The sequence below is a fragment of the Streptococcus sp. sy004 genome, from assembly GCF_007859205.1.
In the GTDB taxonomy this organism is placed as follows: domain Bacteria; phylum Bacillota; class Bacilli; order Lactobacillales; family Streptococcaceae; genus Streptococcus.
Genome location: NZ_VOHP01000004.1, coordinates 24,781 through 38,223, shown reverse-complemented (window position 1 = coordinate 38,223; position 13,443 = coordinate 24,781). Strand labels below are relative to the sequence as shown.

Here is a 13,443-nt window from a genome sequence, read left to right as displayed (position 1 = left end):
AAAATTATGGCTAACCCAATTATTGAAAAAGCACAGGAACGTTTTCAACAATCACACCAATCACTTGGTCGTGAGTTTGCTAGTATTCGTGCAGGTCGTGCAAATGCTAGTTTATTAGATCGTATTCAAGTAGAGTATTACGGTGCACCAACCCCCTTGAATCAATTGGCATCAATCACTGTACCAGAAGCCCGTGTGCTGTTAATCACCCCATTTGACAAATCTGTTTTGAAAGAAATTGAACGTGCTATCAATGAATCTGACTTGGGAATCAACCCAGCCAATGATGGCTCAGTTATTCGTTTGGTAATTCCAGCCTTGACTGAAGAAACACGTCGTGAATTGGCCAAGGATGTGAAAAAAGTTGGTGAAAATGCTAAGATTGCTATTCGTAATATCCGCCGTGATGCGATGGACGAGGCTAAAAAGCAAGAAAAAAATAAAGAAATTACAGAAGATGAATTAAAAGTCTTAGAAAAAGACATTCAAAAAGTGACTGATGATGCCGTGAAGCACATCGATCAAATGACAGCTAACAAGGAAAAAGAATTGTTAGAAGTTTAAGAACAGACTTGAGCGGGATTTCCGAGAAATCCTGCTTTTTTGGCAAAATGGAAAGGAAAGGATTTGGCAGTTGTTCAAATCTAAGGAGATATGGAAAAATTACTAGCAAGAGAAGTAACAGGTCTTGTGACCGATGAAAATCAGGATTTTTACTTTGTTCAAAAAGAAGGGGTCACTTTGGCCCTATCAAAAAGTGAAGGTCAGCATGAACTAGGAGAGATGGTTAAAGGCTTTGTCTATACTGATATGCGACAAAAATGGCGTTTGACGACTTTGCCAGTCACTGCAAGCCGAACCACTTATGGTTGGGGAGTGGTAACAGAGGTTCGTCGTGATCTAGGTGTTTTTGTTGATACAGGTTTGCCAGATAAGCAAGTCGTTGTATCCTTAGATATCTTACCAGAACTCAAGGAGCTTTGGCCTAAAAAGGGCGACAAACTCTACGTCTGTCTTGATGTGGATAAAAAAGGACGAATTTGGGCTATACCAGCTCAGCCAGAAGTTTTTCAAAAATTGGCAGGACCAGCCTATGACAACATGCAAAATCAGCAGTGGCCAGCCATTGTCTATCGTTTGAAATTGTCTGGCACCTTTGTCTATCTGCCTGAAAATAATATGTTAGGCTTTATCCACCCTAGCGAACGTTACCAAGAGCCACGTCTCGGTCAGGTGTTAGATGCTCGTGTGATAGGTTATCGTGCCGTGGATCGGACCTTGAACTTGTCCTTGAGACCTCGTTCATTTGAGATGTTGGAAAATGATGCTCATATGATTTTGACCTATTTACAGGCCAATGGAGGCTTTATGACACTGAATGATAAATCTTCGCCAGACGATATTAAAGCCACTTTTGGCATTTCCAAAGGACAGTTTAAGAAGGCTTTGGGTGGTTTGATGAAGGCAGGTAAAATCAAACAAGATAGTTTGGGAACAGAATTGATTGATTAGGGCTAAAATCTCGGTTTTTCTGAGATTTTTTGCTACAATAAAGAAAACTAAGGAGGTAAGTTTATGGAGAGAGCGATTTTTGCAGGTGGTTGTTTTTGGTGTATGGTGCAACCATTTGAAGAAACCAAGGGTGTTTTGTCAGTTCGCAGTGGCTATACGGGTGGGCATGTGCCTAATCCAACTTATGAACAGGTGTGTTCTAAAACGACAGGTCATACAGAGGCGGTTGAGATTATCTTTGATCCGAGCCTGTTGTCTTATGCTGACTTAGTTGAGTTGTACTGGCAACAAACAGATCCTACAGATGCCTTTGGACAATTCCAAGATCGTGGTGATAGTTACAGACCTGCCATTTTTTATACCAGTGAAGCACAACGAGAAATTGCTGAAAAATCAAAAGCAAAGTTGGCGAATTCTGGACGATTTGATCAGCCAATCGTGACAACGATTGAGCCAGCTCAGACCTTTTATGAAGCAGAAGAGTATCATCAAGATTTTTATAAAAAAGATCCGTTCCGCTATGCCTTGTCTAGTAAAATTCGTCATGATTTCTTGGAGAAAAACTGGTCATGAGAAAATCTTTCTACACTTGGTTGATGACTCAGAGAAATCCGAAAAGTCAAGAAGCAGTCGCCATTTTGGCAGATTTTGTTTTTGACGATAGTACCTTTCCCAAGCATACCAATGAGTTTGAAGTAATTAGTCGTTATTTAGAAGACGAAGCGAGTTTTGCCTTTAATCTCAGTGAATTTGATCGCATTTGGGAGGATTATTTGGCTCATTAAGGAGCCATGAAGGAGTGTTAGTTGCAAGAGAAAACAATAGATATCAAGTTAAATCATCCTGAAGATGCCTTGGCACTTTTTGGGAGCAATGAACGGCATTTAGGATTATTAGAAGAGCAGTTGGCAGTGACCATTCATGTTGGAACGGAATGGTTGCAGGTTCTTGGCTCAGCAGAAGCAGTAGAACAAACACGTTTGGTCATTCAAGCCCTTTTGGTCTTGGTGGGACGTGGCATGTTGATCAATACATCTGATGTGGTGACAGCTATTTCTATGGCGAAAAATGATGAGATTGACAAATTTATTGCCCTGTATGAAGAGGAAATCATCAAGGATTTTGCGGGTAAACCCATCAGAGTTAAGACTTTGGGGCAAAAGATTTATACTGACAGTGTCAAAAATCATGATATTGTATTTGGGATTGGCCCTGCTGGGACTGGAAAAACCTTTTTAGCAGTGACCTTGGCAGTGACTGCTCTGAAACGTGGGCAGGTTAAGCGAATTATCCTAACACGTCCAGCCGTTGAAGCAGGTGAAAATTTAGGCTTTCTGCCTGGTGATTTGAAAGAAAAGGTTGATCCTTATCTGCGTCCAGTTTATGATGCCCTGTATCGAATTTTGGGCAAAGAGCAAACCACTCGGTTGATGGATCGAGAAATCATCGAGATTGCTCCCTTGGCTTATATGCGTGGTCGAACCTTGGATGATGCCTTTGTCATTCTTGATGAAGCTCAAAATACAACCATCATGCAGATGAAGATGTTTTTAACACGTCTTGGGTTTCAGTCTAAGATGATTGTCAATGGAGATGTCAGTCAGATTGATTTGCCTAAAAATGTTAAGTCAGGTTTGATTGATGCCACTGAAAAATTAGCCAAGGTCAGAGCTATTGATTTTGTACATTTTTCAGCCAAGGATGTGGTGCGTCACCCTGTCGTAGCTGAAATTATCAAGGCTTATGAGGAGTGACATGACAGACTACATTTCTTTTATCCGTTCTAAAGTTGGTCACGATAAGGTGTTTCTCAACTTTTCAGTGGGCATTTTGACTGACCAAGCAGGTCGTATTCTTCTCCAAAAACGGTCTGACTTTGTGGGTACTTGGTCATTGTTAGGTGGTTGTTGGGAACTAGGCGAAAGTTCGATTGATGCACTCAAGCGAGAGTTTATGGAAGAGTCAGGTATTGAGATTGACGTTTTAGAATTGCTCAACGTTTACACTAACTATGAAGAGAACTATCCAAATGGTGATGTGGCTCAGACAGTTGGATTTCTTTATCGGGTCAAAGCAGTTAAGGACTTTGACATCACAGGATTTACCAACGAAGAAACGTTAGCCTTAAATTTTTTCTCGGAGAAAGATTTAAGTCAAATCAAAATCATTAGTCCCCAGCAAGAATTGATGATTAAAGAATATTTTACCAATAGTTTTGGGTTAGGGCATTGAAGGTAAATTTTAGTACTGTTTTTGAATAGCAGTAGTTTCAGACTTTTACATAACTAGTTGAGTTAAATAGTCTTATCTCAGTGGTAGCAATTAGCAGGTTAGAGCTGACCTGCTTTTTATGTTGTGGGAGTGTAGATTATTTAGAAAAGTCTTATCGTTAAAAAATCTGTCGTTACAATTAGGCAGAATTTTGGATTGAATGATTAGCTGATAAGTTATATAATAGTAACATTAACGATAGGAAAGATGTCAATGAATATTCAACAATTACGCTATGTGGTGGCTATTGCTCGCAGTGGTAGCTTTCGTGAGGCAGCTAGTAGTTTATTTGTCAGCCAACCTAGTTTATCGGTAGCGGTCAAAGACTTGGAAGAAGAACTAGGATTTAAAATCTTTAATCGACTAGCGACAGGTGTGGTCTTGACTAAGCGTGGAAAAGTTTTTTTAGAAAAAGCACAAAAGCTAGTCACCAACTTTGAAAGTTTTGAAAATCAATATTCTCAGCTAATTGGACGAGATAAAGAGTTTTCGATTGCTAGCCAGCACTATGATTTTTTACCGATTCTGATGTTAGAGTTTACAAGGACTTATCCTGAGTATAATCAATTTCGGCTGTTTGAGTCAACGACTGTTCAGATTCTTGATGAAGTGGCTGAAGGTTATAGTGAGTTGGGCTTGATTTATCTCAATGAGCAAAATCGTTCGAATCTCTTAACTAAAATGGAGCAAGATGGTTTGGAATTTGTTGATTTAACCAATTTTCAAACCCATATTTATCTGCGAGCAGATCATCCATTGACGGTAAAAGATACGTTAACGATTGATGATTTGGCTAATTTACCTACCGTACGTTTTATCCAAGAAAAAGACGAATATCTCTATTATTTTGAGCATTTAGTTGATCGTAGTCAAAGCTCCACGATTTTCAATGTGACCGACCGAGCCACTCTAAACACGCTTTTACTAGGAACAGATGCCTATGCGACTGGTTCGGGTTTTGTGGAGCAAGAGTCGGATCAGATTGTGACACGTCCACTAGCAGACGATTCGCTCAATCAGTTAGTCTATGTGAAGCGTTCTGAGATGGCTTTGTCGCCTTGTGCAGCACGTTTTGTTGAAGTCATGTCGGCTTATTTCGAGCATAAGAAAGAAGAGGATAAGGCATGAGAAAAGTTCTTGTACCACTGAGTATTTTATTGTTACTGGCTTTGGATCAGGTAGTTAAGTTTTGGGTGGTAGCTCAGATTAGCCTAGGTCAGTTAAGAACGTTTTTACCAGGTTTAGTTAGTCTAACTTATTTGAGAAATTACGGAGCAGCCTTTTCCATGCTTCAAAATCAACAAATCCTATTTTTCTTGGTGACATTTGTTGTCATAGGGGGAGCGGTTTATTACCTGTACAAGCAATTAAATGGTTCTTGGTGGCAAATTTGGGGGTTGGTTTTGATTATTGCAGGTGGCTTGGGAAATTTTGTTGATCGTCTGCGTCAAGGCTATGTGGTTGATATGTTTCAATTTGATTTTGTTGAGTTTGCTATTTTTAATGTAGCAGACATCTACTTGACCTTTGGTGTTTTATTATTGTTATTGGTGTTTTGGAGAGAAGAAAATGAAAATTGAAATTCATGAGCAGGTAGTTGGTAGTCGCTTAGACAAGGTTTTAGCAGATTTGACCTCCCTATCACGTTCTCAAGCGAATGAGGCGATTAAAAAAGGAATGGTTTTGGTTAACAATCAAGTTAAAAAAGCCAAATATGCTGTGCAGTTAGGGGATTGTATTACTTATCAACTACCTGAAGAAAAAGAAGTAGCGTATGTCGCAGAAAATCTTCCTTTGGAGATTATCTATGAAGATAACCATGTTGCAGTCGTGAACAAACCTCAAGGTATGGTAGTGCACCCGTCAGCCGGTCATATCTCAGGGACTTTGGTTAATGCACTGCTTTACCACATCAAAGATTTATCAACCATCAATGGGGTTGTGCGTCCAGGGATTGTTCACCGTATTGATAAGGATACGTCAGGTCTGTTGATGATTGCTAAGAATGATCAAGCCCATCAAGCCTTGGCGAATGAACTTAAAGAAAAAAAATCTCATCGACAGTATTTAACCTTGGTTCATGGCAATCTACCAAATGATCGTGGTGTGATTGAAGCACCGATTGGTCGTAGTGACAAGGATCGTAAAAAACAAGCCGTGACGGCTAAGGGCAAGGAAGCTGTGACACGTTTTCAAGTTTTGGAACGCTTTGGCGACTACACCTTATTATCAGTTGTTTTGGAAACTGGTCGTACCCATCAAATTCGTGTTCACATGGCTTATATTGGTCATCCAGTGGCAGGAGATCCGTTATATGGCCCAAGAAAAACATTTAAAGGACAAGGCCAATTTCTTCATGCTCAAACCTTGGGATTTACTCATCCAGTAACGAGTGACTTTTTGACATTTGAAACAGATATCCCTGAAATTTTCAAAGAAACTCTGGACAAATTGAGATCAAGCAACCAGTAATCTTGATGTATATAATAAAAAGCTAGGCCAAAGTCCTAGCTTTTTATTTGCCAAATATTTTTTGGAAAAATGATTTTTTAGCAGTGGGTTGTTGAGTGGTTTCAGGTTCTTGTGGGAGATAGTCGCTGATGTTGTTGTAGTCTAAATTGACGGCATGGTCGGTATGGACAATCAAAGCAAAGGGTGATTGAGCTTGACTTTCATTGACAATGGTTGCACTAGTTTCTTGTTCTTGAGCGAGTTTGAGGTAGGTCATTTGCTGCTTAAGGTCTAGTTTAGGCGAGATTTTGACAGAGATAGGTGTGTGCTGACTGCTGATTTGCCGTAAGATTTGAGAAAAATTGCTGATAACAGTGTCCTTACTTGCGTCATCTGTTTTAAGAGCCAAAATCACTCTTTCTTCAAAGGTTCCCAAAAAATAGCGTTGTTGGTCAGGGTCTAGACGGTGTTTTGCCGTAGCAGCTTCCAAAATTTTTTGTTCAAGATTTTCCATAATAACTCCTTGAGGATGATTTCTATCATCTATTGTATCATCAAAATTAGAGTAAGACCAGTTTCTAAATCTCTTCAAATGATTTTTTCAAAAGATGTTGTCTTTGGTTTGCCTAATGCTTAGAATTATGGTATGATAAAAAAGTAACAAATTAAACTCAAAGGAGAGTAATATAATGTCAATTATTACTGATGTTTACGCTCGCGAAGTCCTTGACTCACGCGGTAACCCAACACTTGAAGTAGAAGTTTATACTGAATCAGGTGCTTTCGGACGTGGTATGGTTCCTTCAGGAGCTTCTACTGGTGAGCATGAAGCAGTTGAACTTCGTGATGGTGATAAATCACGTTACCTAGGTCTTGGTACTCAAAAAGCAGTGGACAACGTTAACAATGTGATTGCAGAAGCACTTATTGGTTATGATGTTCGTGATCAACAAGCAATCGACCGTGCCATGATCGCTCTTGACGGTACACCAAACAAAGGTAAACTTGGTGCGAATGCTATTCTTGGTGTTTCTATTGCTGTTGCTCGTGCAGCTGCAGATTACCTTGAAGTGCCACTTTACAGCTACCTTGGTGGCTTCAATACGAAAGTTCTTCCAACACCTATGATGAACATTATCAACGGTGGTTCACACTCAGATGCTCCAATTGCATTCCAAGAGTTTATGATTATGCCGGTTGGTGCACCAACTTTCAAAGAAGGACTTCGTTGGGGTGCAGAAGTATTCCATGCCCTTAAGAAAATCCTTAAAGAACGTGGTCTTGTGACAGCTGTTGGTGATGAAGGTGGATTTGCACCTAAGTTTGAAGGAACTGAGGATGGGGTAGAAACAATTCTTAAAGCTATTGAAGCTGCTGGTTATGAAGCAGGTGAAAATGGTATCATGATTGGTTTTGACTGTGCATCATCAGAATTCTACGATAAAGAGCGTGGTGTTTACGACTATACTAAATTTGAAGGGCCAGGAGCTGCTGTTCGTACATCAGAAGAGCAAATTGCTTACCTTGAAGAATTGGTTAACAAATACCCAATCATTACAATCGAAGATGGTATGGATGAAAATGACTGGGATGGCTGGAAAGCTCTTACAGAGCGTCTTGGCGATCGTGTTCAATTGGTTGGTGATGATTTCTTCGTAACAAATACAGAATATCTTGCAAAAGGTATTAAAGAAGGTGCAGCTAACTCAATCCTTATCAAAGTTAACCAAATCGGTACATTGACTGAAACATTTGAAGCTATTGAAATGGCTAAAGAAGCTGGTTACACTGCAGTTGTGTCACACCGTTCAGGTGAAACTGAAGATTCAACAATTGCTGACATCGCAGTTGCAACTAATGCTGGTCAAATCAAAACAGGTTCATTGTCACGTACAGACCGTATTGCTAAATACAATCAATTACTTCGTATCGAAGATCAACTTGGAGAAGTTGCAGAATACAAAGGTATCAAGTCATTCTACAACTTGAAAAAATAATTGATCATAAAGCTCTCTAAGATTATTTAGAGAGTTTTATTTATTTACTAGCAATATAAAATTATAATATAATCAGTCTGGATTAATTGTATGATAGAGGAGATACAATGAAAAAAGGAATAAGTTCAGATTTATTTAACAAACATTTAAAATTTTCCATTCGTAAATTATCTGTAGGTATTGCTTCGCTAGCCATAGGTGCTTTCTGACTAGGTAGTTCAGAGACGACAACCTTTGCAGACACAGTAGGTGCAACAACTGATTTGCCCCATAGTCCTTTGGTGCAATATCACTATGTGACCAAAGATGAGTTGACGGCTGAAGAAGAACAGTTGATTCAAAATGGCTTGCCCCAAAATCATGATGTGCATTGCCATAACTACTATTTGGTGTATCGTCCAATGAACCAAGGCATTCTGCCAAAAACAGCAAGTGAATCACTTTCTATTTTGACCATGGCAGGTGAAGTCTTGTTTGTTGTTTTGGGGCTTAGTGTCATTGTAACCAGTAAGGGTAAAAAGGAGCGCATTGTTTCTTCTATTATGTTAATTACCCTGTCAGGTACGATTTTCATGCCAAGTATCCAAGCCTTGCAAACTCAACAATTGTCTGCTTATAACCAGGTGTATCAATTGTCGGTAGGTGATAAGATGCCAGAGATTGCAGAGATTCCAGGTTATCAGTATGTTGGCTATATTTCATTATGTGGCTGTCAAGCCAAGAACGAGAACACCAGTACCCAGTTGTTAACTGATTGGACAAATGACTCTTCATCTGAAGCTAAAAGTCCATCATCGGAGTCACTAGTTAATACAGTGTCAAGTTCACCGACAAAAACAGAGGCGACTGAAGAGAGTGTAGTTGAAGAATCCATTTCAGAAACAAAGATTCGTCCAGTATTGCCAACGCTCCCAACCGTTCCTAATACGGAGACAGTTACTAATGAGCTTGAAACCAATCCAACATTGAGTGAGTTGGTAGTCAAAGAAGTTGTGACGAGCGTTCCAACATCAAGTGAAGTGATGGTTAAAGAAGAAGTCGTCACAACAATCCCAACTTCAACAGAAGTCATTGTCAAAGAAGAAGTTGTGACAACCATTCCAATCGGAGTCAACCGTTGTTGAAACAAGTGAAACGACTATTGAGACAACAAATGAAGAAGGCGAGATTGAAACATCAGTAACAGAAGTCGAAACAGTAGTGACAGTTCCATCATCAACGGAAGTGGTGAAGGAAGTCGAAACGGTAGTAACGGTTCCAACCTCAACAGAAGCAGTGACAGAAGTCGAAGAAGTTGAACCAGTAGCTCCAACTCCATCTTCATCAATGGAAGAAGTATCAGCTGTTGCCTCACAACCAGAAGTGGAACCGACTCCAAGCAGTGAAGTTGAATCAAGTGCGCCAGTTGACGAGTCATCAAGTAGTGAAGTTGAGTCAAGTGAGCCAGCTGAAGAGTCATCAAGTAGTGAAGTTGAGTCAAGTGGGCCAGCCGGCAAGTCATCAAGTAGTGAAGTTGAGTTAAGTAAGTCAGTTGACGAAATATCAAGTAGTGAAGTAATAGAAGAGCCAGTTGTTGATAAAGAAGAACTTCGTCAACTAGTTGAAGAGGACGATACGTTAAAAGAAACAATTCGTTATGCTTATGCAACACTGAAAACGAAACAAGTATATGATAGTTTGTTGACTCAAGCTCGTCAACTCTTGTTAAGTTCAAAAGCTACACAAGAACAGATTGATTCAGGTTTATTAGCTTTAAAAGAAGCGATTGAGCGACTGGTCGTTTAAAACGAGTACCAGAATTAGCTTTAACACAGGCTGAAAAAGATGACGATACTCGTACGGTGACCTTGACTTTCGCCTTGACCGATCCAGAGGAAACTTACCGTAGTGCCGTGGTCAAGGTTTATCAAGGCGAGCAGTTAGTCAAGGAAGTGCCAGTGATCGACATCAGTCAGCCATTGACGGTTGACGGACTAGACCATGAAGTACCGTATCGTTTTGAAACGGAGTTGACCTATGACTTGCGTGATGGTGAAGCAAGCAAGACCGTATCTCATGATCAAACGGTGACGCTAGACTTGAAACAAGAGCCAGACTTGACCTTGATGCAGGTTGAAAAGGATGAATTGACGAAGTCACTCAGCTTGTCTTACCAATTAACCGATCCCGATCAGGCTTATGTTCGTGTAATAGCCAAAATTTACGATGGGGAAACCTTGGTTAAGGAAGTGGCAATTAGTGATGTCAGCCAGTCAGTCCTTGTGGATGGTTTGGACTACAACATCCCTTACACCATTAAGACAGACTTGATTTATGATCGTCGTGATGGGGAACAAACTAAAACAGATACTTATGAAGACACGGTTGAGTTGATCCTTAAGAAAGTGGTGTTTAAGGACTTGACCCAAGTGACGCTTTATAAGTATGAAAACAATCAGTTGGTCAAACAAGAAGCGGCAATGGCAACGGATGACTTGTCTGCTTATGTGGTCAAATTAGAATCAGACAAGTACAAGGATGTGTATCTTCCAGTAACTAGCATCACAAACGATGGTAAGATTCGTGTGTCTTGGCCAGAATTGGTTCAGGATAAGACAATTGAAAACATTTATCAAGCAGATTTAGAGCTAATGCTTGGGCAACAAGTTAATAGTACAGATTACAGTCAGTTAGCACAGTATGAGAGTAGTCGTCAAGTGGTTTATCAAAATATTGAAAAATTATTGCCTCTCTACAATAAAGAAACCATCTTGACCTATGGTAACAAGGTGTCAGAATCAAGCAAGCTCTACACGACCCCATTAGTCAATGTTGTTCCAATGGTAGATAATGCCTTTGTGACGGATTATTATGGGCAACATGAGCAAATCAATCGTTTGATGTTGCACTATAGTGATGACACAGTAGAATATGTTGACTTGACGGCTGGTCAATTCTTCAAGGATAGTCAGGTGAAAGAGTACAGCCTAGCTGGTACAGATTTGATTTACACACCTGAGCAGTTTATTCAAAACCAAGACAGCCTAGTGGATGAGTTGGTCAATGAATTACAGGGCATGGATTACTTCGATAGCTTGAGTAACTTGTATCCAAACTTCAAGTATGACAATACCTTGATTGTGGCTGAGCGTCTGCGTCTAAGCTTGCCAAATTCAAGTGCTGGCAATAGCCAAGCAGAAGCGTCCTTGAGAGAGCTTCGTGTTGATCCATTGTATCTGGAACCAGCCTATAATAAGGTTAAGGATAATATTCGAAGTTATCTCAAATCTCTGTTGTCACAAGAGGCTGTTTATGCAAGTACGGATCAAGCTGGATTGACCTACTTGAAGGATCAAATCCTTGCTAATAAGGAAAAATTGATGTTGGGTCTGACTTATATGGATCGTCTATACAATATCAACTATGATGATAAGAACATTAAGGAACTCTCATTATTCAGACAAGACTTCTTTGGCAATGAGGTATCTCCTTATGAATTCTTAACGAACATTGGTAACCTTGGTACAGACAAGTTGATGTTCAAGAACAGTGCAACGACGTATGAAACTTACATTGGCAGTCAAAATGGTCAGACTACGGTGATGGATTATTTGAGTGCCTATAATCGCTTATTGACTGATAAGACAGATAATGAGTGGTTTAAGTCAGCAAGTAAAGCCTTTATTGTGGAAGAAGCTTCAAAAGAAGTACCTGATGTTAATGTTGAAGTTTATAGTATTCTATCTAAAGAACGGCATCAATCGTACATCCTACCATTATTGACTTTGTTAGAAGAAGGCACTTATGTCTTTACTAATATGACTACAATCAATTTTGGTATGTATGATCGTAATATTGATATGTCCCTTAAGGAAACTGATCCAGAAACTTATAAACAAAAAGTTACGGAATATGAAGCAGCAGTTGTTCAAGCAGCTAAGTGGCAACGTGATCATTTTGATACTTGGTATCGCATTGCTAATGATGATGTTAAGGATAAATTATATACTCGTTCTGATATGCAAATTCCAAACTGGGATGGTTACTCACTTAACAATAGACGTGGTTGGATGCAGCCTTATGGAAGTAGTGCAACGAGTCGAATGATAGACTTCTTTGGTCCAGTTGGTAAGTGGTATGCGTCAAATGGTTCTGGAGCCTATGCTAATGGAAGTTCTTCTCACTTTGTTGCAGATTCTATGATTGGCGCATATGGTATGGGAACTTTAACGCATGAAATGACACATAATTTGGATGGAGCAGTTTATCTAGGCGGTTATGGCAGACGACAAGGCATGGGTGGTGACAGCTTCACTAGTGGTTTCCTTCATAGTATGTCAAATTCAACCAACCAAACGATTGGTTTGAATCTATTTATTGATTTTACTACTGATCAGGGTGGTAAATTTGCTAAGGATCGTGTTCATAACGCTAGTCCAGAACGTTTCCAAACCAGCGATGATTTAGGTGAGTATGTTGGTGGTATGTTTGATGTTATCTATACTTTAGATGCCATAGAAGGAGAAGTATACCTAGAAGCACCACTTAGCACGAAAAAACAGGTCTTTAAGCGTTTAGAAGCTATTCCAAATGGAATGAATGCTACAGCTAAGAACCGTTCATTTACAGAAGCGGAATGGGAAACGACTACTTTCAATACTTTAGCTGATTTGGTTAATAATCAGGTGCTGTTTGGTCTAAAAGCTTATGCTAAGGATTCTGATATTGGTCAAAGTGGTTACCATACAAGTTTGATGTTTGTACCTATGTTTGGTGCTTTAACGAATGAAACTGGTTCATCAGACAATTTAACGTTTAAACGATTGTCTTATGAATTATTAGCAGAGGTTGGCTATGAAGGCATGCTAAGTTATTCGTCTAACAAACTGAAAGCCAAGGCTGAAGCAGAAGGACAGGTTTTCTCAGATACCTATATTTTGAAAGAACTTTTTGGAGATCGTTATAATAGTTTTGCTGACTTTAAATTAGATATGCTTGAACGTCGCTTATCTAAAGCGAAAGCTGGTGATTTGAAACCAGTAACGTTTACTTATAATGGACAAACTTATCAGGCAAACTATATTCAAATGAAGACTTTAATGACACAATTAGTTCAAACAAAACCAGCAGAAGTAGCTGCTTTGAAAGAAGCTATCTATAAAGCATATCTTATAGATACGGATGATTTCAGACAATCAGTTTACCAATAAGGGTAAATAAAAAAAGACAGGTT

Annotated in this window: 15 protein-coding genes; 14 read left to right on the top strand and 1 reads right to left on the bottom strand. The window is 39.5% G+C overall.

The genetic code is table 11. The annotated features are described in order from the left end of the window. The first annotated feature begins 6 nt into the window (after positions 1–6). The 9 genes from frr (at position 7) to FRX54_RS04545 (ending at position 6,255) form a co-directional block, all read left to right on the top strand. On the top strand, positions 7–564 hold the full coding sequence (frr, locus tag FRX54_RS04585; RefSeq protein WP_146461514.1) for a ribosome recycling factor: 558 nt from the start codon (positions 7–9) through the stop codon (positions 562–564). A gap of 90 nt (positions 565–654) precedes the next feature. Next, a complete protein-coding gene (locus FRX54_RS04580) occupies positions 655–1,512 on the top strand; it encodes a S1 RNA-binding domain-containing protein (protein WP_146461512.1) in 858 nt (285 codons plus the stop codon). A gap of 63 nt (positions 1,513–1,575) precedes the next feature. Then, entirely contained in the window at positions 1,576–2,085 is a 510-nt protein-coding gene (msrA, locus tag FRX54_RS04575; RefSeq protein ID WP_146461510.1) for a peptide-methionine (S)-S-oxide reductase MsrA, read from the top strand. Continuing rightward, positions 2,082–2,297 (top strand): YozE family protein, encoded by a 216-nt coding sequence (locus FRX54_RS04570; RefSeq protein WP_146461508.1) that lies wholly within the window; start codon positions 2,082–2,084, stop codon positions 2,295–2,297. The genes msrA and FRX54_RS04570 overlap by 4 nt, the downstream gene beginning before the upstream one ends. Positions 2,298–2,318: 21 nt before the next feature. Then, complete coding sequence (locus FRX54_RS04565; RefSeq protein ID WP_146461506.1) at positions 2,319–3,266, top strand: PhoH family protein; 948 nt, start codon at positions 2,319–2,321, stop codon at positions 3,264–3,266. A 1-nt stretch (position 3,267) separates the two neighbouring features. Next, positions 3,268–3,744, top strand: coding sequence for an NUDIX domain-containing protein (locus tag FRX54_RS04560; protein WP_146461504.1), 477 nt, complete (start codon positions 3,268–3,270; stop codon positions 3,742–3,744). A gap of 252 nt (positions 3,745–3,996) precedes the next feature. Next, positions 3,997–4,911, top strand: coding sequence for a LysR family transcriptional regulator (locus FRX54_RS04555; protein WP_146461501.1), 915 nt, complete (start codon positions 3,997–3,999; stop codon positions 4,909–4,911). Continuing rightward, entirely contained in the window at positions 4,908–5,363 is a 456-nt protein-coding gene (gene lspA / locus FRX54_RS04550) for a signal peptidase II (RefSeq protein WP_146461500.1), read from the top strand. Before FRX54_RS04555 ends, lspA begins: the two co-directional genes overlap by 4 nt. After that, positions 5,353–6,255: an RluA family pseudouridine synthase gene (locus FRX54_RS04545; RefSeq protein WP_398586822.1), complete on the top strand. Its 903-nt coding sequence runs from the start codon at positions 5,353–5,355 to the stop codon at positions 6,253–6,255. The genes lspA and FRX54_RS04545 overlap by 11 nt, the downstream gene beginning before the upstream one ends. 43 nt (positions 6,256–6,298) lie before the next feature. On the opposite strand, the gene FRX54_RS04540 is transcribed toward FRX54_RS04545, so the two are convergent. Next, a complete protein-coding gene (locus tag FRX54_RS04540; protein ID WP_146461498.1) occupies positions 6,299–6,748 on the bottom strand; it encodes a YueI family protein in 450 nt (149 codons plus the stop codon). Positions 6,749–6,923: 175 nt separating this feature from the next. Here FRX54_RS04540 and eno point away from each other — a divergent pair, with 175 nt between their 5' ends. The 5 genes from eno to FRX54_RS04515 all read left to right on the top strand — a co-directional run bounded on the left by eno (position 6,924) and on the right by FRX54_RS04515 (position 13,420). Further along, positions 6,924–8,231: a surface-displayed alpha-enolase gene (gene eno / locus FRX54_RS04535; RefSeq protein WP_146461496.1), complete on the top strand. Its 1,308-nt coding sequence runs from the start codon at positions 6,924–6,926 to the stop codon at positions 8,229–8,231. A gap of 107 nt (positions 8,232–8,338) precedes the next feature. Then, on the top strand, positions 8,339–8,440 hold the full coding sequence (locus FRX54_RS06465; RefSeq protein ID WP_146461494.1) for a YSIRK-type signal peptide-containing protein: 102 nt from the start codon (positions 8,339–8,341) through the stop codon (positions 8,438–8,440). A gap of 72 nt (positions 8,441–8,512) precedes the next feature. Further along, positions 8,513–9,355, top strand: a complete 843-nt coding sequence (locus FRX54_RS04525) for a hypothetical protein (protein ID WP_146461492.1) — start codon at positions 8,513–8,515, stop codon at positions 9,353–9,355. 76 nt (positions 9,356–9,431) lie between these two features. Further along, complete coding sequence (locus FRX54_RS04520; RefSeq protein ID WP_146461490.1) at positions 9,432–10,016, top strand: FIVAR domain-containing protein; 585 nt, start codon at positions 9,432–9,434, stop codon at positions 10,014–10,016. A gap of 56 nt (positions 10,017–10,072) precedes the next feature. After that, a complete protein-coding gene (locus FRX54_RS04515) occupies positions 10,073–13,420 on the top strand; it encodes a ZmpA/ZmpB/ZmpC family metallo-endopeptidase (RefSeq protein WP_146461488.1) in 3,348 nt (1,115 codons plus the stop codon). Positions 13,421–13,443: the final 23 nt, after the last annotated feature.